The organism is Kosakonia pseudosacchari (assembly GCF_015167415.1).
GTDB classification, from domain to species: Bacteria; Pseudomonadota; Gammaproteobacteria; order Enterobacterales; family Enterobacteriaceae; genus Kosakonia; species Kosakonia pseudosacchari.
The window spans coordinates 948,422-970,506 of sequence record NZ_CP063425.1 but is presented as its reverse complement, the minus strand read 5'-3'; the positions used below and the strand labels follow the sequence as shown (position 1 = coordinate 970,506).

The following is a 22,085-nucleotide window of genomic DNA, read 5'->3' as shown; positions in this document are numbered from 1 at the left end:
GTTAAACTAAAACTCCAGACAAACAACGCGTACCGATGGTACGCGTTGCTGTTGTAACTTTTTTACTTCGCCTGGCGCTTCTGATACTCGCTGGCGGCTTTCACAAAACCGGCAAACAGCGGATGTCCATCACGCGGCGTAGAAGTAAATTCCGGGTGGAACTGACAAGCGACGAACCACGGATGATTCGGCACTTCGATGATCTCGACCAACTGATCATCCCCGGAACGGCCCGCAACACGCAGACCCGCAGCTTCGATTTGTTTCAACAGCATATTGTTGACTTCGTAACGATGGCGATGGCGTTCAATAATGGTTGGCGCGCCATACAGCTGGCGAACCAGGCTGTCATCACCAAGCTGGCACTGCTGTGCGCCGAGGCGCATGGTGCCACCGAGATCGCTCTTCTCCGAACGTTGCTCAACGTTGCCGTCTTCGTCACGCCATTCGGTAATAAGCGCCACAACCGGGTATTTACAGTCTGGCACAAATTCCGTGGAGTTGGCGTTCTCCATCCCGACTACGTTACGTGCGAACTCAATCAACGCAACCTGCATACCCAGGCAAATACCCAGGTAAGGAATATTGTTTTCACGCGCATAGCGCGCGGTGGCGATCTTGCCTTCCACACCGCGGTAGCCGAAGCCGCCAGGGATCAGAATGGCATCGAGACCTTTGAGGATCTCTACGCCGCGCGTTTCAACATCCTGCGAGTCAATCAGCTTGATGTTGACGGTGACGCGGTTTTTCAGACCACCGTGTTTCAGTGCTTCAATAACCGATTTGTATGCGTCCGGAAGTTCAATGTACTTACCGACCATACCAATGGTGACTTCGCCTGACGGATTCGCTTCTTCGTAAATCACCTGTTCCCATTCGGCCAGGTTTGCTTCCGGACAGTTCAAGCTGAATCGTTTACAAATATAATCGTCCAGCCCCTGAGATTTCAACAGGCCCGGGATTTTATAAATGGAATCGACGTCTTTCAGAGAAATCACAGCTTTTTCTGGAACGTTACAGAACAAAGCAATTTTTGCACGTTCATTAGCAGGAACCGCGCGATCGGAACGGCAAATCAGGATATCAGGCTGAATACCGATAGAGAGCAGCTCTTTAACAGAGTGCTGCGTCGGTTTGGTTTTCACTTCACCGGAAGCTGCCATATAAGGCACCAGCGTCAGGTGCATGTAGAGCGTGCGCTCACGGCCCACTTCTACCGCCATCTGACGGATAGCTTCAAGGAACGGCAGGGATTCGATGTCACCCACCGTACCGCCGATTTCGACCAGCGCAACGTCATGGCCTTCGCCACCGGCAATAATGCGTTCTTTAATCGCGTTGGTGATGTGCGGAATAACCTGTACGGTTGCACCCAGATAGTCGCCACGACGCTCTTTGCGCAAAACCTCGGAATAGATACGACCAGTGGTGAAGTTGTTGCGACGGGTCATTTTGGTGCGGATAAAACGCTCGTAGTGACCCAAATCCAGATCGGTTTCAGCGCCGTCTTCGGTAACGAACACTTCACCATGCTGGATTGGACTCATCGTCCCTGGATCGACGTTGATGTACGGATCCAATTTCATCATGGTGACGTTGAGGCCACGGGCTTCAAGAATAGCTGCCAGGGAGGCTGCGGCAATGCCTTTACCCAGAGAGGATACGACCCCGCCGGTCACAAAAATATAGTTCGTTGTCATGCTGAACCTGAGAAGTTAGGTTTAAAAGACGATGGAATAACCAGGACGGGAAAGCAGTATACCCGATGATGGTCTACGCCACAAACTTTCATTGCCCCTCTCCTCTGTTCTTCAGGCCGCATCTGCATTGGCTTCTTTCGCTCACCCCAGACGCAGCGCATTTCGCTGCGGCTGAAGATTCGCTCGGTTGCCGCCTTGCTGCGACCCGAATTACTCGAAGAGGCGATTCTCAAGGCATTTCTACAAACTTAAGGAGTGTGAAAATAGCCACTTTTGGGTAAATGTTTTTGACGCAAATCAAGCGCTTGTTATTTAAAAAATCACACAAATCGCGCTTACTGGAACAAATGCTTTAAAGATCATGTTCCTGGCGTTTTACCTGTTGCCAGACATTTTCCATTGTTTCCAGATCTACACCGGTCATTTCCAGACCGCGTTCGCGCACAATACGCTCAACTTCGCGAAAACGCCGCTCAAATTTCAGGTTGGCTTTTTGCAACGCCACTTCCGCTTTGACGCCAAGATGGCGTGAAAGATTAACAGTCGCGAACAGCAAATCGCCGACCTCTTCTTCCAGTTTCGCTTCGTCTACCACCGCTTGTTTGGCTTCGTCCATGACTTCGTCGATCTCTTCATACACTTTGTCGAGTACCGGGCCTAGCGACGTCCAGTCAAAGCCGACGGTCGAGCAGCGTTTCTGGATTTTGTGTGCGCGCATCAGCGCAGGCAGGCTATGGGGAATATCGTCCAGCGCGGAGTGCTGAGATTTTTCCGCGCGCTCTTCGCTTTTAATTTGTTCCCAACGCGCCAGCACTTCCGTGCTGTTGCCCGCATGCGCGTCACCGAAAATGTGCGGATGGCGGCGCTCCAGTTTGTCGCAGATGGCGGCGCAAATATCATTAAAATCGAAACGCCCTTCTTCCTGCGCCATCTGCGCATAAAAAACGACCTGGAACAGCAAATCGCCCAGCTCGCCGCGTAAGTCGTCAAAATCTTCGCGCGAAATCGCGTCCAGCACTTCGTATGTCTCTTCCAGCGTGTAAGGCGCAATGGTGGCGTAAGTCTGCTCTTTGTCCCACGGACAGCCGTTTTCCGGGTCGCGCAGGCGTTGCATAATCCCGAGCAGACGATCGATTTGAGTCATGAGAAATCCCTGATAATGAGTGTTGAGCCTCACCCATCAAGGCGAGGCTCGGATGAAGAGAGAATCAGCCACCGTGCAGGCGGCGAGCGTCGATGACATCCGGCACCTGGTTGAGTTTGCCAAGCACGCGGCCCAGCACTTGCAGGTTGTAGATTTCGATGTTCATATCGATGGTGGCCAGCTGTTCTTTGGTGTCGCTGCGGCTGGCGACGCCGAGCACGTTCACCTTCTCATTGGCGAGGATCGTGGTGATGTCGCGCAGCAGACCGCTGCGGTCGTTCGCCGTGACGCGCACCACCAGCGAGTAACCCGCCGAGTAGCTTTCGCCCCAGACGGCGTCGACGATACGTTCCGGCGCTACGTTACGCAGCTCTTCCAACTGATCGCAGTCGGCGCGGTGAATAGAGATCCCGCGGCCCTGGGTGATAAACCCGACAATCTCATCCCCCGGGATCGGCTGACAGCAACGCGCGATATGATGCATCAGATTGCCTACACCTTCGACAACGACGCGGCCATTGTCTTTGCTGCGGCTTTGCGGCGTGTACGTTTTCTGTTGCAGCTGCTTCAGCGCGGCGGCGTCCTGCTCCTCGGCGCTCGGTTTATTGAACTGCGACTGCAGGAAATTCACCATCTGATTAAGACGGATATCCCCACCGCCAATCGCCGCCAGCAACTCGTCCAGCTCGTTAAAGTTGTAGCGCGGCAGCAGGAATTTTTCCGCCTCTTTCAGGCTAATGCCAAGATGCGCCAGCTCATCGTCGAGGATTTGACGCCCCGCAAGAATGTTTTTGTCGCGATCCTGTTTCCGGAACCAGGCATGGATCTTCGAGCGCCCACGACTGGTGGTCACATAGCCCAGGTTCGGGTTCAGCCAGTCGCGGCTTGGGTTCGGTTGCTTCTGGGTGATAATTTCGATCTGATCGCCCATTTGCAATTGATAAGTGAACGGCACGATGCGCCCGCCGATCTTCGCGCCGATGCAACGGTGCCCGACATCGCTGTGAATATGGTAAGCAAAGTCCAGCGGCGTCGAGCCAGCAGGCAAGTCCACCACATCGCCTTTCGGGGTAAAGACATAAACGCGGTCGTCGAACACCTGGCTGCGAACTTCGTCGAGCATCTCGCCGGAATCGGCCATCTCTTCCTGCCAGGCGATCAGTTTACGCAGCCATGCAATGCGGTCTTCGTGCGCCGAACGCGGGCCGCCAACGGTAGCGGTGCCCTCTTTGTACTTCCAGTGCGCAGCGACGCCAAGCTCCGCATCTTCATGCATCTGGCGGGTACGAATCTGGATTTCTACGGTCTTCCCGCCAGGACCAAGCACCACCGTATGGATGGACTGGTAACCATTCGGCTTCGGATTGGCAACGTAATCGTCGAACTCGTCCGGCAGATGGCGGTAATGGGTATGCACAATCCCCAGCGCAGCGTAGCAGTCCTGCAGGCGCTCAGCGACGATACGCACGGCGCGCACATCAAACAGCTCATCAAAGGCGAGATGTTTTTTCTGCATTTTGCGCCAGATGCTGTAGATGTGTTTCGGGCGGCCATACACTTCCGCTTTGACGCCTTCGGTCTTCATTTCGGCACGCAAATGCCCAACAAATTCGTCAATGTAGTGTTCACGATCGATACGGCGTTCGTGCAGCAGTTTGGCGATGCGTTTGTACTCCGCCGGATGCAGGTAACGGAAGCAGTAATCCTCCAGTTCCCATTTGAGCTGCCCGATGCCCAACCGGTTCGCCAGCGGCGCGTAGATATTCGTACACTCTTTCGCCGCCAGTACGCGTTCATCTTCCGGCGCATCTTTCACTTCGCGCAGATGGGCGATACGTTCCGCCAGCTTGATAACCACGCAACGGAAATCATCCACCATCGCCAGCAGCATACGACGAACGTTATCGACTTGTTCGGAGGAGACGGAATCGGTATGCGTGGCTTTCAACTGGCGGATAGCCGCCATATCACGTACACCATGAATCAGGTTGACTACCGACGTGCCGACGCTTTCGCGCAGCACCTCTTCACTGACCACTTCCGCATCGGCCAGCGGGAACAGCAGCGCCGCGCGCAGCGTGTCGGTATCCATGCTGAGCATGGAGAGGATCTCCACCATCTCCACACCGCGCCACAGCAGTAATTCCGCGTTCGGATGTCCCTGTGTTTGTCGCAGACAATATGCCCAGGTTTCGGTTAAGCGTTCACACGACGGCTGACTGGTGATCCCCAGACTCGCGATCCATTTGGCCGGATCGAATTCACCCGCTTTGTTCAAATGTGCACTTCGTACCGCAACCATTGTCCTCTCCTTTCAGGGACCGGGCCTGTCGAACTCGACAAGCCGAAATTAATCATTTGTGATTCACAAACAACACCATCGATTCCAGGTGGCCAGTGTGCGGGAACATGTCCAGCATCGCCAGCCGCTGAATCTGGTAACCCGCATTCAATAGCGCTTCACTGTCGCGGGCAAGGGTGGCGGGGTTACAGGAAACGTACACCACTCTGCCCGGCGATAATTTTAGAATATGTTGCATCACCCCGGCAGCGCCTGCGCGTGCCGGGTCGAGTAAAACTTTGTCAAACCCACGGCTCGCCCAGTGCTGTTTCGTGACATCTTCCTCCAGATTTTCATGAAAGAATGTCACATTCTGCAAGCCATTCTGTTGCGCGTTATCCTGCGCTTTCGCCACCAGATCGGCGACGCCCTCCACTCCGACCACGCTGGCCGCACGTTTCGCCAGTGGCAGCGTGAAATTGCCCATGCCGCAGAACAGATCCAGCACCCGGTCGCCGGGCTGCACATCGAGCCATTCCAGCGCTCGCGCCACCATCTGCTGGTTAACCCCATCGTTAACCTGAATAAAATCCCGCGGGCTGAACGTTAAGCGTAGCCCGTCAGAGCTGTAGCAGGGAGACTCCCCGCTAACCTGTTCTAGTATCTCGCTTTGTGGCGCGAGATACAGAGAGAGTTCCTGAGAATGCGAAAACTGTTCCAGTTTTTCTCTGTCTGTTGCACTTAATGCAGCGGTGTGACGTAAAACCATTAATGGGCCATTATCGGCCTCTACCAGCTCGACATGACCAAGTTGACGCACGGCCTGCAACCCGCTCAGACATTCACGCAGCGGCGCCAGTAATGCTTCAAGACGGGGCACCAACACCGGGCAGCGGGTGACATTAATAATGTCGTTACCGCCCGCTTTACGAAACCCCATCTCCAGACTTTGGCTTTTGGGCTGCCAGCTCAGGCTAAGCCGCGCGCGGCGGCGATATCCCCAGGGTTCGCCTGCAATCACTTCATCAACGCCCTGTTTCATCAAACGTGCCAGCGCCGCGCTTTTGCTGCGCTGTTGCAGGGCAATACTGGCATGCTGCTGCTGACAACCACCGCAAACGCCAAAATGCAGGCACTGCGGCGTAACGCGCTCATCGCTATCATTCAGGCGGCGTTTCACCTCACCACGTGAAAACTGCCGCTTATCCTCTTTAAGCACCACGTCCGCCGTTTCGCCGGGTAAAAGCCCCGGAATGAACAGCGCTTTCCCGTTATGGCGCGCAACCCCCTGCCCAAAAGGATCAAGATCAGTTACGGTTACGGTTACTTTTTGACTAGTCGTCACACGTCGTTTTGCAGAGTAGAATTGCGCCATTGCCGGGATTTATCTCATTTACAGATTAATGGCCTAATTCTCCCATAACGGAACTCCATGACCAACTACAGCTTGCGCGCACGCATGATGATTCTGATCCTGGCGCCCACCGTGCTTATCGGTGTGTTGCTCAGCATCTTCTTCGTTGTTCACCGCTATAACGATTTGCAGCGTCAACTGGAAGACGCAGGCACCAGCATTATTGAGCCGCTGGCGGTCTCCAGCGAATACAGCATGACGCTGCAGGACAAAGATGCGATTGGCCAACTGGTGAGCGTTTTGCATCGCCGCCATTCCGATATTGTGCGGGCAATTTCCGTTTACGATGGGCAGAATAACGTATTCGTTTCCTCTAATTTCCAGCTTGATGGCGATAATCTCCGGCTGGCGGAAGGGCAACCTTTTCCGCGCAGGCTCAGCGTCTCCCGGCGCGGCGATGTAATGATCCTGCGCACGCCTATCCTCTCCGAGGGCTATACGCAAACCAACACGGCGCTACCGGCGGATAAAATCACCGGCAATATGCTCGGTTATGTGGCGCTGGAGCTGGATCTCAAATCGGTACGTTTACAGCAGTACAAAGAGATTTTTATCTCCAGCCTGATGATTTTGTTCTGTATTGGCATTGCGCTGATTTTCGGCTGGCGCTTAATGCGCGATGTAACCAGCCCGATTCGTAATATGGTCAACACCGTAGACCGCATTCGTCGCGGGCAACTCGACAGCCGCGTCGAAGGCTTTATGCTTGGCGAGCTGGATATGTTGAAAAACGGTATCAATTCAATGGCGATGTCGCTGGCGGCCTACCACGAAGAGATGCAGCACAACATTGACCAGTCCACTTCCGATCTACGCGAAACACTGGAGCAGATGGAGATCCAGAACGTCGAGCTGGATCTGGCGAAAAAGCGCGCCCAGGAAGCGGCGCGCATCAAATCTGAGTTTCTCGCCAATATGTCCCATGAGCTGCGTACACCGCTGAATGGCGTGATTGGCTTTACCCGCCTGACACTGAAATCTGAGCTCAACCCCACGCAGCGCGATCACCTGCTGACAATTGAACGTTCGGCGAACAACCTGCTGGCAATCATTAACGACGTGCTCGATTTCTCCAAGCTCGAAGCGGGCAAGTTAATTCTGGAAAGCATCCCGTTCCCGCTGCGCAATACGCTCGATGAGGTGGTGATACTGCTGGCGCACTCGGCGCACGACAAAGGGCTGGAACTGACGCTGAATATCAAAAACGATGTGCCGGATAACGTGATTGGCGACCCGCTGCGCCTGCAACAGGTGATCACCAATCTTGTCGGTAACGCCATCAAGTTCACCGAGCATGGCAATATCGACATTGTGGTTGAGAAGCGCGCCATCAGTAACAACAAAGTGCAGGTGGAGATGCAGATCCGCGATACCGGCATCGGCATCCCCGAGCGCGATCAGTCGCGGCTATTCCAGGCGTTTCGTCAGGCCGATGCCAGCATCTCTCGCCGCCACGGCGGCACCGGGCTGGGGCTGGTGATAACCCAAAAGCTGGTCAATGAAATGGGCGGCGATATCTCCTTCCATAGCCAGCCGAATCGCGGCTCCACTTTCTGGTTCCACATTAATCTCGATCTCAATCCAAACGCCATCAGCGAAGCGCCAGCCACAGGCTGTCTGGCGGGCAAACGCCTTGCCTATGTCGAGCCCAATGCGACAGCCGCGCAAAGTACGCTGGACGTATTGCATGAAACGCCGCTGGAGGTGATTTATAGCCCGTCGTTCTCGGCGCTGCCGCAGGCGCATTACGACATTCTGCTGATGGCCATTCCGGTGACGGTGCGTGAGCCGCTCAACATGCAGCACGACCGCCTTGCTCGGGCCGCCGCCATGACCGACTACCTGCTGTTAGCGCTGCCTTGCCATGCCCAGGTGAACGCCGAGGAGCTGAAACAAGACGGCGCGGCGGCCTGCCTGCTGAAACCGCTGACCACCACCCGCCTGCTGCCCGCGCTCACGGAATATTGCCGTGCGACCCGTATTACGCAGGCTCAGCCGCCAGATGAAACAAAACTGCCGATGACGGTAATGGCCGTGGACGATAACCCGGCCAACCTGAAGCTCATCGGCGCGTTGCTGGAAGATCAGGTGCAGCATGTCGAGCTTTGCGAAAGCGGGATACAGGCTATCGAGCGCGCCCGACAGCTCCAGTTCGATCTGATCCTGATGGATATTCAGATGCCGGACATGGATGGCATCCGCGCCTGCGAGCTGATTCGCCAGTTGCCGCACCAGCAGCAAACGCCGGTTATCGCCGTGACTGCCCATGCCATGGCCGGGCAAAAAGAGAAACTGCTCAGCGCCGGGATGAACGATTATCTGGCGAAGCCCATTGAAGAGGATAAGCTGCGCAGCTTGCTGCGCCGTTATAAGCCCGGCCCGGATATGGGCAGTTGGCTGGTGCCGCCGGAACAGGCAGTGCCACCTGCGGACATCGTCGTTGACGCCGATACGACGCTCGACTGGCAACTGGCACTGCGCCAGGCGGCCGGGAAAACAGATCTGGCGCGTGAGATGCTGCATATGCTGGTCGAGTTCCTGCCGGAGATCCGCAATATGGTGGAAGAACAGCTGGTTGGCGAAGCGCCGCAAGGGCTTTCTGAAGGGATCCATAAGCTGCACGGCAGTTGCGGTTACAGCGGTGTTCCGCGGCTGAAAAATCTCTGCCAGTTGATTGAGCAGCAGTTACGCAGTGGCGTGGCGCCCGAAGAGCTGGAGCCGGAGTTCCTGGAACTGCTTGATGAGATGGATAACGTCACGCGCGAAGCACATAAATTGCTGGGGTAGCCTGCCGCATAACCGCTGGCGGGCGTTGAGTTCAGACACGTTGCGCGAGTTGATAGCCAACCCGTTAATTTTCCACTCAGCGTATCAGCACCCGGCGAGTGAGAATGCGCAGATATAAGCCCGGTAAGCGTGCAGCTACCGGGCGGTTTGCGGTTACAGCTTTTGCCCTGCTTTCAGCACTGCCGCCACGTTGCGCGCGGTCATACGAACATTTTCGCCGGCATTTTCCAGCGCGTCCTCCAGCGAACAGACCTTGTAGATCACACTGAACACCGCATCGATACCGTGATGGTGCACCACACCAACATCGGCGGTCAGACTGCCGGCAATGCCGATTACCGGAATATTATGTCGCTTCGCGACTTTCGCTACGCCCACAGGCACTTTGCCATGCACCGTCTGGCTATCGATACGCCCTTCGCCAGTGATCACCAGGTCAGCGCCAATCACGTACTCATCCAGCGCCAGCGCATCGGTGACAATCTCTATACCCTGGCGCAACTCAGCGCCGCAAAACGCATACAGCGCGGCACCCATCCCGCCTGCCGCACCGCCGCCTGCCAGGTGCAGCACGTCCAAATCCAGATCGCGGGCAATGATCCGCGCATAATGTCCAAGCGCTTTATCGAGCCTTTCGATCATCTCCGGCGTCGCCCCTTTCTGCGGGCCAAACACCGCCGAAGCGCCCTCTTTTCCGGTGAGGGGATTGGTCACGTCGCAGGCCACTTCGATACGGCACCCGGCAAGGCGTTTATCCAGTTGCGCGATATCAATACGCGCCAGCGTTTCCAGCGCCGCACCACCCAGCGCAATCTGCTGGCCTTTCTCATCCAGTAGCTTTGCACCCAATGCCTGCACCATGCCAGCGCCACCGTCATTGGTCGCGCTGCCGCCGATGCCAATGATGATATGTTTTACACCCGCGTCCAGCGCATGGCGAATCAACTCGCCGGTGCCCCACGACGTGGTGATGAGCGGATCGCGTTTGGCCGGTGGCACCATTTCCAGCCCGCTGGCGGCGGCCATTTCGATAAAAGCGGATTGCTCGTCGCCAGAAAGCCCGTAGAACCCTTCCGCCTGCTCGCCGAGCGGGCCTTTTACCGCGACCTTAACGATACGCCCGTCGGTGGCGGCGACCATGGCTTCAACCGTCCCTTCGCCACCATCCGCCACCGGTATTTTGACGTATTCCGCCGTGGGGAAAATTTCACGAAAACCGCTCTCAATCGCGGTCGCCACATCCAGGGCACTTAAACTTTCTTTGTAAGAGTCTGGTGCGATCACAATTTTCATAAGCCATCCTTACGCATATTCACCGCTTTAAGCATACACCCAGGAAAGATGAGGAAATGCCAGCCCCCGCAAGGACTGGCAATTTCATCAACGCACCATGCACGGACGCTTGTTATCAAATTTCCAGCCCGGGATCAGGTATTGCATTCCCATTGCATCGTCACGCGCACCGAGGCCGTGTTTTTGATACAGCTCGTTGGCTTTCATCACCTGGTCCATATCCAGCTCCACGCCAAGACCCGGTTTGTTCGGTACCTGCACCATCCCGCCTTTAATCTCGAACGGCTGTTTAGTCAGGCGCTGGTTGCCCTCCTGCCAGATCCAGTGCGTATCGATAGCGGTGATATTGCCCGGTGCCGCAGCGGCAACATGGGTAAACATCGCCAGCGAAATATCAAAGTGGTTATTCGAGTGCGAGCCCCAGGTCAGACCGAACTCGTGACACATTTGCGCTACACGTACCGATCCCTGCATGGTCCAGAAGTGCGGGTCCGCCAGCGGGATATCCACCGATTGCAGTGACAACGTGTGACCCATTTGACGCCAGTCGGTGGCGATCATATTGGTCGCCGTCGGCAGGCCGGTCGCGCGGCGGAACTCCGCCATCACTTCACGACCGGAGAAGCCCTGTTCCGCGCCGCACGGATCTTCTGCATAGGCCAGTACGCCTTTCAGGTGCTTACCGATGTTGATCGCTTCATCCAGCGACCAGGCACCGTTCGGATCGAGCGTGACGCGGGCCTGCGGGAAGCGTTTTGCCAGCGCAGAAATTGCTTCGGCTTCTTCCATTCCCGCCAGCACGCCGCCTTTCAGTTTGAAATCGTTAAAACCGTATTTCTCATAGGCCGCTTCCGCCAGGCGCACCACACGATCCGGCGTCATCGCCTCTTCGTGGCGCACGCGATACCAGTCGCACCTGTCATCCGGCTGGCTCTGATACGGCAGCGGTGTTTTTTTGCTGTCACCCACGAAGAACAGGTAACCGAGCATCTCCACTTCGCTGCGCTGTTGGCCTTCGCCAAGCAGGGAAGCGACGTTGACGCCGAGGTGCTGGCCGAGCAGATCCAGCATCGCCGCTTCAATACCGGTCACCACGTGGATCGTAGTACGCAGATCGAAAGTTTGCAGACCACGGCCACCGGCGTCGCGATCGGCAAAGGTATTGCGCACGGTGTTGAGGACGTTTTTGTACTCACCCAACGTTTTACCCACCACCAGCGGAATGGCGTCTTCCAGTGTTTTACGGATTTTCTCGCCGCCGGGGATTTCCCCGACACCGGTGTGACCGGCGTTGTCTTTAATCACCACGATATTGCGGGTGAAGAACGGAGCGTGCGCGCCGCTCAGGTTCATCAGCATGCTGTCGTGGCCCGCAACCGGGATGACCTGCATGGAGGAAACAACGGGTGTCGAACTGTATGTGCTCATTTTTTTAATCCTTTTGCTCTATCAATGACGTCCAAAAACGGGGCGTTTCTTGTCAAACGTCCAGCCAGGGATGAGGTACTGCATCGGGCCTGCGTCATTGCGCGCACCGCCGGGCAGCTTCTTGTATGCCGCGTGCGCTTTTTCGATTTGACTCCAGTCGATCTCCACGCCAAGGCCTGGCGCATCGGGCACGGCGATTTTTCCCTGGCGGATCTCCAGCGGCTGTTTGGTCAGGCGCGCGTCACCCTCCTGCCAGATCCAGTGCGTGTCGATGGCGGTCGGCGTTCCCGGTGCTGCCGCGCCAACGTGGGTGAACATCGCCAGTGAAATGTCGAAATGGTTGTTGGAGTGACAACCCCAGGTTAAGCCCCAGTCGTCGCACAGTTGCGCCACGCGTACCGCGCCGGAAAGCGTCCAGAAGTGCGGATCGGCCAGCGGGATATCCACCGCGTTTAACATCACCGCGTGCCCCATTTCACGCCAGTTGGTGGCAATCATATTGGTGGCGACCGGCAAGCCGGTGGCGCGACGGAACTCCGCCATCACTTCACGCCCGGAGAAGCCCTGCTCTGCGCCACACGGATCTTCCGCGTAGGTCAGCACGTCGTTGAGGCCTTTGCACAGGCTGATGGCTTCGTCGAGCAGCCAGGCCCCGTTGGGATCGACAGTAATACGCGCGTCCGGGAAACGTTTTTTCAGCGCCCGCACGGTGTCGATCTCGTGTTCACCCGGCAGTACGCCGCCCTTGAGTTTGAAATCTTTAAAACCGTAGCGATCCTGCGACGCTTCCGCCAGGCGCACTACCGCATCGCTGTTCATCGCTTCCTGATGACGCAGGCGATACCACTCGTGGTTACCCGGTGTCGCCTCCAGATAAGGCAGATCGGTTTTGGTGCGATCGCCGACATAAAACAGATACCCCAGCACCGTCACCGCATCACGCTGTTTACCGGGGCCAAGCAGCTCGCACACCGGGACGTTCAGCGCTTTACCTAACAGATCCAGCAGAGCGGCTTCCAGCGCCGCCACCGCGTTCACGCGCAGCTCAAACGTCCAGGCGCCTTTACCGAAGGTGTCGAAATCCGCCGCCTGGTTGCCTTTGTGTACCCGCTGCACCACTTTATTCAACCGCGCGACTTCCTGCCCCACCACCATCGGCGTGGCGTCGACCAGCGTGTTGTAGATCACCTCGCCGCCCGGCGCTTCACCGACGCCAGTGTTACCGGCGTTGTCGGTGAGCACCACGATGTTGCGGGTGAAGTAAGCGTTATGCGCACCGCCGATGTTCATTAGCATGCTGTCATGCCCGGCCACGGGAATGACTTTCATCTCTGTGATAATGGGGCTTGCTTGTGTGTTCATCATTCACGTCCTGTCACAGGTTTCAGCACGATACGCTTGATATCGCCCACCAGAACCAGGTAGCTCAGTACCGCCACCAGCGCATGGATACCGACATAAATCAACGCGCCGCTAAACGAGCCGGTAGTACCGACGATGTAGCCAATGGCAATCGGCGTCACGATGCCGGAGATATTACCGAACATGTTGAACAGACCGCCGCTCAGACCGCTGATCTCTTTCGGCGCGGTATCTGCCATCACCGCCCAGCCCAGCGCACCAATACCTTTACCGAAGAACGCCAGCGCCATGAAAGCGATAATCAGCGTTTCGGAGTCGGTGTAGTTGCAGAACACCATGCTCATGGAGAGCAGCATCCCCAATACGATTGGCGTTTTACGCGCCACGTTCAGCGAGCCGTAGCGGCGCATTAACCAGTCGGAAATGATCCCGCCCAGCACGCCACCGACAAAGCCGCAGATCGCCGGGATTGACGCAACAAAGCCTGCTTTCAAAATCGACATGCCGCGCGCCTGCACCAGGTAAACCGGGAACCAGGTGATAAAGAAATAGGTCAGGGCGTTAATACAGTACTGGCCCAGATAGACGCCGATCATCATGCGGGAACCCAGCAGTTGCTTGATCTGCCCCCATTTTTCTGAGAACGGAACATGGTGCGCGCTTTTCGCCTGATCCATGTTGATCAGCGCGCCACCTTCAGCAATATATTCCAGCTCTTTTTTGTTCACGCCAGGGTGTTGGTTCGGCTCGTGGATCATTTTCAGCCACAGGAAGCTGATAAAGATGCCCAGACCGCCCATAAAGAAGAAGACGTGCGACCAGCCCACCTCGTGGGTCAGCCAGCCCATGATCGGCGCGAAGATCACCGTCGCAAAATATTGCGCGGAGTTAAAAATCGCCACCGCTGTGCCCCTCTCCTGCGCCGGGAACCATGCCGCGACAATACGGCTGTTACCAGGGAAAGAAGGGGATTCGGCCAGACCGACCATAAAGCGCAGGGTGAAGAGCGCAACGATGATGCCAAAGCCGCTGAAGATGTCGACGAAGCCCTGCAGCAAGGTAAACAGCGACCAGGTGAAGATCGACCAGAAATAGACGCGTTTTGATCCGAAGCGATCCAGCAACCAGCCGCCCGGTATCTGGCCAATCACATAAGCCCATGAAAACGCGGAGAAAACATAACCCATACCGACCGGATCCAGGCCAATCGCTTTGGACATCTCCGAACCGGCAATCGACAACGTGGCGCGATCGCCATAGTTGAAGGATGTGACGATAAACAGCATCACCACTATCCAGTAGCGGGCGTTGGTACGCTTTTCAGCGCCGCTCGCCGCCTGGCTAAATGTACTCATGGTTGTACTCCCGAAGCATAAATGTTCTTTTGTCCATTCATCCTGTACGGCGCAACCTGTAGGGGAAGACAGGATGATGTCGTTGTGTTTTTTGCTGCACCTGCCGGGTTTGCCACACCCGGCGGGCCGCGTTTTTTTAACTGGCGAGAAAAAGTATATGGAGCCCCTTTTCAACTCTCACCGTGCAACAACACAACATTCGCCGGGCGCGGCTATTCCCTTTAAGGCATTAGCCCAGGCGGATGGGGAGTACTTCACGGAAATGAAAATGGAGCATGACCGAAGGCGGTCAAAAGAGAGGCAGCGTTAAAGAGTGTGAAATGCGTCGCTTGACGCGGCAAAAAGAGGGTATTCCTCCCCGCTTACGGAGAGGAATACCGCTTATTTAAGCAGGGTCGCCCAGTGCTCAACCCACGGATTTGAAACGGTTTCCGGTTCCGGGTCTTCGCTGGCGTCAATCAGCAACACCTCGCCGATACGCTGTGCGCCTTGCTCTTGCAGCAAGGCATCGAACTGCTTGCCCCCACCGCAGAAATGGGCGTATGTGCTATCGCCCAGGGCAATCACGCCATAGTGCAGATCGGGCTGATAACCCACGGTGTCGCGCAGATAATGGAATAGCGGCGCAATGCTTTCCGGCAAATCGCCCTGACCGGTCGTGGAGGTAATGATCAGCGCGTAATTGCCTTTGTTGTTTTCCCAGTCGCTGACGTCGGGATCTTCAAATACCGTCGCCTTGTGGCCCTGCGCCTGTAAGATCTCCTGCGCTTCTTCCGCCACCAGCAGCGAATTGCCGTACATGGTGCCAACAAAAATTCCGACCTTCGCCATGCTCATCACTCCTTGCGTGATTCCAGATTGCCCTCATCCTGGCGGCTCACTGGCAAGAACTCAACCCTTTCATTTTCAGGGAGAAGCCCGCGCCAGCCAAAGTGCGACAACGCGCTCATCCAGCGCTCATCCAGCCCGGCGCGAATGGTTAACGGCGCGCCGGTAAATGGGTGCGTGAGCGTTAGCTGGCTGGCATGCAGCATCAAGCGGTTGCAGCCAAAGTGTTCTGCCGCGCTGCGATTTTGCCGCAAATCGCCATGTTTACTGTCGCCAATAATCGGATGGCGCAGATGCGCCAGATGGCGACGCAATTGGTGCTTGCGGCCCGTTTTCGGTTCCAGTTCAACCAGACCATAGCGCGTGGTGGGAAATTTGCTCGTCGCCACCGGCATTTCGCACGTTGCCAGCCCGCGATAGTGCGTTACGGCAGGCTGCGCCTCTTTATCGGCGCGGGCGAACTTGTCGGCCACTTTATCCAGCTCTTCGACCAGCGGATAATCAAGCAACGCCTCTTCCATCAGCCAGCCGCGCACAATCGCGTGATAGCGTTTTTGAATCTGATGTTGCTCAAACTGCTGTGCTAAGCGGCGACCGGCCTCGCTGGATAACCCCATTAGCAACACGCCGGAAGTGGGTCTGTCGAGGCGATGGGCGGTAAAAACGTGCTGGCCGATTTGGTCGCGCACGGTTTGCATTACCACCACTTTTTCATCGCGATCCAACCAGCTTCGGTGTACCAGCCAGCCGGAAGGTTTATTCACCGCAACCAGCCACTCATCCTGGTAAATAATCTCCAGCATCAGGTGTTTTCGTCGCTGAACAGCGCATCGAGCTGCTGTAAATGTACCAGCATAACTTCGCGCGCGGGGTGCGTCGCATCCAGGGCGATTTCATAGTATGGCGCAATGGCAAACGCCTGCGGCAACGGTTGCTGACCATCCAGCAGAGCGTGCATACGCGGAATAAGCACCCATTGCAGCCACTCGAATGGCTCAAGAGTGTCCATGCAAAAAGGCTGCGTGCTTTCAAAGGCGCTTGCCGCAGGCGCGTTGGTTTGCCAAAGATTCTGTTCACGCAGTTGCGCTTCGAGAAGATGAAGTTGCTCACGCACGCGTTGATGTTGAGTCATATAAACCCCCGGACTAATCAGACTGGCGCGCAGCATACCAAAGAGCGGGATAAATAAAAAAAGGGAGCACTGTAAAAACAGTGCTCCCGGTTCGTTTCGCAGCAGTCCCGCTACTCGTGTGCTCCCTGCTCATCCTTGAAAACTTTTCCTGCGGTCTCCTGACCCGTTCATCCTTAAACAGCGCATCATGCTCACACCACCCCGATGTGACCTGGCCTCATCCATAAAGCGTGTCCTGGATCATCCTGATCTGCCGAACATCCTTATCGGCTCTCATTCTCCGTCCTGGAGGTGTCCGTTAACGCATTCCAGCGATGTCCCTTTGCTTCGTCCTGAAGCCTATCCTTGTAGCACCGTCCTGGTGAGTCCTCGAAACAACATCATCCTGATGTACGCTTCGTTGTCAGACTCCGTGTCGACTCAGATAGAATTACCCATTACGTAGCGTCTTACAAGAATACTTAACGCAAATTTACCTTTGAATGAAACCATAGGATATGCAAGGTTTTAGATTAACCTCATGATTTATATTCATTATGAATGAGAAGGCTCATAAGAATTATGGAAAAAGACCCTGCGATCTCTTACAGGTCGTGTAAGAGATCTCTCACAAGATGAGTAGTAGAGAGGATTACACAACGGGTTCGAGTTGGTCGAGGAATGCTGCGAGGCTTGGGGCAAGAACGGTGCGCTGACGCGTACCCAGTGTCTCTTTCACCACTTCGCCGCTCAGGTTACACAACGAAATCACATCCAGTTCGCTGTCGAGCGTGGCAATAAAAAGTGTAGGTGATAACTTCAGTCTTTTCTGCGTCACCAGGTGACCAATCAGATTTTCCTGCATACGCACGAAGTCATCTTCACTCCACGTTTGCAGCAGCGTCAGCGTCAATTCGCCAAAACGCGCGGTCATATCACCGGCAAATTGTGTGGTGTAAAAGGTATGGAGCGGCGTTTGTACCACAATTTCCATAGCCTGTTCAATGGGGTTTACATTTCGTTCGGGCACGAACGGTTGTGGCTGCCAGATAACGTATTTATCGGTGGAAGAAATAATGCACGGCGAGGGAATACCGTAAAGTTCTTCGCTTTGCGGCCAGCTGTCTCGCTGTGCGTGCCACGCATTACAGTAACGTTCCGTAAAGGCTTTCAGGGCATGCGCCGTCTCTTTTTCCACCGATTTCTCTCTTCACATAAGCCAGGATAAACTCTGCGTCATAGTTTACCTGCAAAATGGCGATGAAACATGTCCTCTTATGATAACCACCAGGCGCTGGCTGGCCTGACGCTTGGCAAAACCACCGATTACCGCGACACTTACGACGCCAGCTTGCTGCAAGGCGTTCCCCGTTCGTTAAACCGCGATCCGTTAGGCTTAAAAGCCGGGAGCCTGCCTTTTCGCGGCGCGGATATCTGGACGCTGTATGAGCTCTCCTGGCTCAATGCGAAAGGTTTGCCGCAGGTAGCCGTCGGTCACGTGGAGCTGGATCACGCCAGCATCAATCTGGTGGAATCGAAAAGCTTCAAGCTCTATCTAAATAGTTTTAACCAGACACGTTTTGCCAGCTGGCAAGAGGTGCGCGACACGCTGCAACGCGATTTGAGCGCCTGCGCCCAGGGTGACGTCAGCGTGGTGCTGTACCGTATTGATGAGCTGGAAGGGCAGCCTGTCGCTCATTTCCATGGCACCTGTATCGACGATCAGGATATTGAGATCGATAACTACGACTTTGACGCCACGCTGTTAACCGATGCCGCCAGCGGTAACGTTGTCGAAGAGACGCTGGTCAGCCATTTATTGAAATCGAACTGCCTGATCACCCACCAGCCAGACTGGGGCTCGGTGCAAATTCAGTATCGCGGCGCGAAAATCGACCGTGAAAAATTGCTGCGCTACCTGGTCTCTTTCCGCCATCACAATGAATTTCATGAACAGTGCGTCGAGCGCATTTTTACGGACATTCAACGTTTCTGCCAGCCGGAAAAACTGAGCGTCTACGCGCGCTATACCCGACGCGGCGGGCTGGATATCAACCCATGGCGTACCAATACCGACTTTGTTCCGGCCACCGGACGGCTAGTGCGCCAGTAAAACACAACATTTTACGACTCTGCGTAGAAGATCCCACGCGACAGGTTGTTAAACGTCATAAGCCAGGGCTATTGTAATCACGGGAAAGATAAAATTTTCGTCCCGTAAAGGAGTTCACTTGATTACACATATTAGCCCGCTTGGCTCAATGGATATGCTGTCGCAGCTGGAAGTCGATATGCTTAAACGCACGGCCAGCAGTGACCTGTATCAACTGTTTCGCAACTGCTCGCTCGCTGTACTGAACTCAGGGAGCCAGACCGACAGCAGCAAAGAGCTGCTCTCCCGTAACGAAAGTTTTGATATCAACGTGTTACGCCGTGAACGTGGCGTAAAGCTGGAGTTGATCAACCCACCGGAAGAGGCCTTTGTCGACGGGCGTATTATCCGCTCGCTACAGGCCAACCTGTTTGCTGTTCTGCGCGATATTCTCTTCGTTAATGGGCAGATTCATAACGCCGGACGCGTCCAGCATTTAAATCTGGAAAGCTCCATTCATATCACCAACCTGGTCTTTTCCATTTTGCGTAATGCCCGCGCGCTGCATGTCGGCGAAGCGCCGAGCATGGTGGTCTGCTGGGGTGGTCACTCCATTAACGAAACCGAGTACCTGTACGCTCGCCGCGTGGGAACCCAGCTTGGTCTGCGCGAGCTAAATATCTGTACGGGCTGCGGCCCGGGCGCGATGGAAGCGCCCATGAAAGGTGCCGCGGTCGGTCACGCACAGCAACGTTATAAAGAGGGCCGTTTTATCGGCATGACCGAGCCGTCGATCATTGCCGCTGAACCGCCAAACCCGCTGGTCAACGAACTGATCATCATGCCGGATATTGAAAAACGTCTGGAAGCCTTTGTCCGTATCGCCCACGGCATCATTATCTTCCCAGGCGGCGTAGGCACGGCGGAAGAGTTGTTGTATCTGCTGGGGATTTTGATGAACCCGGCCAACAAAAACCAGGTATTGCCGCTGATTCTGACCGGGCCGAAAGAGAGTGCGGATTATTTCCGCGTGCTGGACGAATTTATCGTCAACACGCTGGGCGAAGCCGCACGCAGCCACTACACCATCATCATCAATGATGCGGCAGAAGTGGCGCGGCAGATGAAAAAAGCGATGCCGCGGGTAAAAGAAAACCGTCGTGAAACCGGGGATGCCTATAGTTTCAACTGGTCTATCCGCATCGCGCCGGATCTGCAGGTGCCGTTTGAACCGACGCACGAAAATATGGCTAACCTGAAACTTTATCCGGATCAGCCGGTGGAAACGCTAGCGGCGGATCTGCGCCGGGCGTTCTCGGGCATCGTGGCGGGTAACGTGAAAGAGCACGGCATTCGGGCAATTGAGGAGTTCGGCCCGTATAAAATTCATGGCGATAGCGACATGATGCGCCGCATGGATGACCTGCTACAGGGCTTTGTCGCCCAGCATCGTATGAAACTGCCAGGCAGCGCGTATATTCCTTGCTACGAAATCTGCGCCTGATCTTCCAGGGCGACACATAAGTCGCCCTTATACCTCGGATTTTCCCCCGTCTGACACTCAGCAATATCGCCAGCATATTCTTACGTTTCAGTTGCCTTTAAACGTCGATAAATCACTGCGATAGCGGTTTTTTACAGGGCATTTATCGTCTTTCAACGGTGTGCGTTTGATCGCAAATCTTGCTGGTGATAGCCTTCGCGCCCATAAATGTCACCTCCCGATCATTAAGCAGAGAGATGGTCTAAATATATCCACATAAAAAGTGATTTATTGCAATTGCGATCGCGATCACTGATAGAGTCATAACATAAATGTATCTTTCCGCCGCAAATAATTACGGAAAGAAATTATAAAAAAACCGTGATTGACCGAATTTAATATTACCGCCAGCCTGCCAGGCAATGTATTCGCCCGTCATGCCAGCATTTTGCTTTTCCCAGGAGATTTATAAATGGAAACCACTCAAACCAGTACGCTGGCCACATCGGCTACACGAAGTTCATGGCGCAAAACGGATACCATGTGGATGCTGGGCCTGTACGGTACTGCCATCGGCGCTGGTGTACTGTTCCTGCCAATTAACGCCGGCGTTGGCGGTTTAATTCCGCTGATCATCATGGCCATCCTCGCTTTCCCAATGACGTACTTCGCCCACCGCGGTCTGACCCGCTTTGTGCTGTCGGGTAAAAACCCAGGCGAAGACATCACCGAAGTGGTTGAAGAACACTTTGGTATCGGCGCGGGTAAACTGATTACCCTGCTCTACTTCTTCGCTATCTACCCGATCCTGCTGGTGTACAGCGTGGCCATTACCAACACCGTTGACAGCTTTATGACCCACCAGCTGGGCATGACGCCGCCGCCGCGCGCTATTCTGTCGCTGATCCTGATTGTCGGCATGATGACCATCGTGCGTTTTGGCGAGCAGATGATTGTAAAAGCGATGAGTATTCTGGTGTTCCCGTTTGTTATCGCCCTGATGTTGCTGGCGGTTTACCTGATCCCGCAGTGGAACGGCGCAGCACTCGATACACTCTCTTTGAACAGCACTTCCGCGACCGGTAACGGCCTGTGGATGACTCTGTGGCTGGCCATTCCGGTGATGGTGTTCTCCTTTAACCACTCGCCGATCATCTCCTCGTTCGCGGTTGCAAAACGTGAAGAGTACGGCGATGAAGCAGAGAGCAAATGTTCACGTATTCTGGCGTTCGCACACATCATGATGGTGCTGACGGTAATGTTCTTCGTGTTCAGCTGCGTGCTGAGCCTCTCTCCGGCTGACCTGGCGTCGGCGAAACAGCAGAACATTTCGATTCTCTCTTACCTGGCAAACCACTTTAACGCACCGATCATCGCCTGGATGGCGCCGATCATCGCGATGATCGCCATCACCAAATCCTTCCTCGGCCACTATCTGGGTGCACGTGAAGGTTTCAACGGTATGGTGATCAAATCTCTGCGTGGCAAAGGTAAAAGCATCGAAATCAACAAGCTGAACCGCATTACCGCGCTGTTTATGCTGCTGACCACCTGGGCTGTTGCGACCTGGAACCCGAGCATCCTCGGGATGATTGAAACTCTGGGCGGCCCGATTATCGCGATGATCCTGTTCCTGATGCCGATGTACGCCATCGCCAAAGTACCGGCAATGCGTAAATACAGCGGTAAAATCAGCAACATCTTCATTGTTATCATGGGCCTTATCGCTATCTCCGCGATCTTCTACTCTCTGTTCAGCTAATCTCTTTCGCGCCGCTCTCCACGGGCGGCGCGACTCTCATTGCAA

Annotated in this window: 17 protein-coding genes; 5 read left to right on the top strand and 12 right to left on the bottom strand. The window is 55.1% G+C overall.

What is annotated here, in order from left to right:
- Positions 1-62 precede the first annotated feature (62 nt).
- The 4 genes from pyrG to rlmD form a co-directional block, all read right to left on the bottom strand.
- Positions 63-1,700 (bottom strand): glutamine hydrolyzing CTP synthase, encoded by a 1,638-nt coding sequence (gene pyrG / locus IP581_RS04445; protein ID WP_017458748.1) that lies wholly within the window; start codon positions 1,698-1,700, stop codon positions 63-65.
- A 352-nt stretch (positions 1,701-2,052) separates the two neighbouring features.
- The gene (mazG, locus tag IP581_RS04440; protein WP_086873151.1) at positions 2,053-2,844 is read right to left on the bottom strand and encodes a nucleoside triphosphate pyrophosphohydrolase; all 792 of its coding nucleotides are present in this window, start codon (positions 2,842-2,844) and stop codon (positions 2,053-2,055) included.
- Between the two features lie 64 nt (positions 2,845-2,908).
- Entirely contained in the window at positions 2,909-5,146 is a 2,238-nt protein-coding gene (relA, locus tag IP581_RS04435) for a GTP diphosphokinase (RefSeq protein ID WP_017458746.1), read from the bottom strand.
- A 52-nt stretch (positions 5,147-5,198) separates the two neighbouring features.
- Positions 5,199-6,500 (bottom strand): 23S rRNA (uracil(1939)-C(5))-methyltransferase RlmD, encoded by a 1,302-nt coding sequence (gene rlmD / locus IP581_RS04430; protein ID WP_193821840.1) that lies wholly within the window; start codon positions 6,498-6,500, stop codon positions 5,199-5,201.
- Positions 6,501-6,557: 57 nt separating this feature from the next.
- Between rlmD and barA the strand changes: the two genes are divergently transcribed.
- Positions 6,558-9,326 (top strand): two-component sensor histidine kinase BarA, encoded by a 2,769-nt coding sequence (gene barA / locus IP581_RS04425; protein WP_193821839.1) that lies wholly within the window; start codon positions 6,558-6,560, stop codon positions 9,324-9,326.
- 153 nt (positions 9,327-9,479) lie between these two features.
- Here barA and IP581_RS04420 read toward each other — a convergent pair whose 3' ends face one another.
- The 4 genes from IP581_RS04420 to IP581_RS04405 all read right to left on the bottom strand — a co-directional run bounded on the left by IP581_RS04420 (position 9,480) and on the right by IP581_RS04405 (position 14,764).
- The gene (locus IP581_RS04420; RefSeq protein WP_097401343.1) at positions 9,480-10,619 is read right to left on the bottom strand and encodes a glycerate kinase; all 1,140 of its coding nucleotides are present in this window, start codon (positions 10,617-10,619) and stop codon (positions 9,480-9,482) included.
- A gap of 87 nt (positions 10,620-10,706) precedes the next feature.
- Positions 10,707-12,047: a glucarate dehydratase gene (gene gudD, locus IP581_RS04415; RefSeq protein WP_193821838.1), complete on the bottom strand. Its 1,341-nt coding sequence runs from the start codon at positions 12,045-12,047 to the stop codon at positions 10,707-10,709.
- 21 nt (positions 12,048-12,068) lie between these two features.
- Positions 12,069-13,409 carry an enolase C-terminal domain-like protein gene (locus IP581_RS04410; protein ID WP_086873146.1) on the bottom strand — a complete coding sequence of 447 codons (1,341 nt, stop codon included), beginning with the start codon at positions 13,407-13,409 and terminating at the stop codon, positions 12,069-12,071.
- A complete protein-coding gene (locus IP581_RS04405) occupies positions 13,409-14,764 on the bottom strand; it encodes an MFS transporter (RefSeq protein WP_097401340.1) in 1,356 nt (451 codons plus the stop codon). The genes IP581_RS04410 and IP581_RS04405 overlap by 1 nt, the downstream gene beginning before the upstream one ends.
- Positions 14,765-14,837: 73 nt before the next feature.
- Here IP581_RS04405 and IP581_RS04400 point away from each other — a divergent pair, with 73 nt between their 5' ends.
- A complete protein-coding gene (locus IP581_RS04400; RefSeq protein WP_086873144.1) occupies positions 14,838-15,074 on the top strand; it encodes a hypothetical protein in 237 nt (78 codons plus the stop codon).
- A gap of 71 nt (positions 15,075-15,145) precedes the next feature.
- On the opposite strand, the gene IP581_RS04395 is transcribed toward IP581_RS04400, so the two are convergent.
- The 4 genes from IP581_RS04395 to syd form a co-directional block, all read right to left on the bottom strand.
- Complete coding sequence (locus IP581_RS04395; protein WP_193821837.1) at positions 15,146-15,595, bottom strand: flavodoxin; 450 nt, start codon at positions 15,593-15,595, stop codon at positions 15,146-15,148.
- A gap of 5 nt (positions 15,596-15,600) precedes the next feature.
- A complete protein-coding gene (truC, locus tag IP581_RS04390; RefSeq protein WP_193821836.1) occupies positions 15,601-16,395 on the bottom strand; it encodes a tRNA pseudouridine(65) synthase TruC in 795 nt (264 codons plus the stop codon).
- A complete protein-coding gene (locus tag IP581_RS04385; protein ID WP_086873267.1) occupies positions 16,395-16,724 on the bottom strand; it encodes a YqcC family protein in 330 nt (109 codons plus the stop codon). Before IP581_RS04385 ends, truC begins: the two co-directional genes overlap by 1 nt.
- 631 nt (positions 16,725-17,355) lie before the next feature.
- On the bottom strand, positions 17,356-17,901 hold the full coding sequence (gene syd / locus IP581_RS04380) for a SecY-interacting protein (RefSeq protein ID WP_086873142.1): 546 nt from the start codon (positions 17,899-17,901) through the stop codon (positions 17,356-17,358).
- 69 nt (positions 17,902-17,970) lie between these two features.
- On the opposite strand from syd, the gene queF reads away from it, so the two are divergent.
- The 3 genes from queF (at position 17,971) to IP581_RS04365 (ending at position 22,040) form a co-directional block, all read left to right on the top strand.
- Positions 17,971-18,816: an NADPH-dependent 7-cyano-7-deazaguanine reductase QueF gene (queF, locus tag IP581_RS04375; protein ID WP_193821835.1), complete on the top strand. Its 846-nt coding sequence runs from the start codon at positions 17,971-17,973 to the stop codon at positions 18,814-18,816.
- A gap of 118 nt (positions 18,817-18,934) precedes the next feature.
- A complete protein-coding gene (ppnN, locus tag IP581_RS04370) occupies positions 18,935-20,299 on the top strand; it encodes a nucleotide 5'-monophosphate nucleosidase PpnN (RefSeq protein ID WP_086873140.1) in 1,365 nt (454 codons plus the stop codon).
- 451 nt (positions 20,300-20,750) lie between these two features.
- The gene (locus IP581_RS04365; protein WP_086873139.1) at positions 20,751-22,040 is read left to right on the top strand and encodes an HAAAP family serine/threonine permease; all 1,290 of its coding nucleotides are present in this window, start codon (positions 20,751-20,753) and stop codon (positions 22,038-22,040) included.
- The last annotated feature ends 45 nt before the right edge of the window (positions 22,041-22,085 follow it).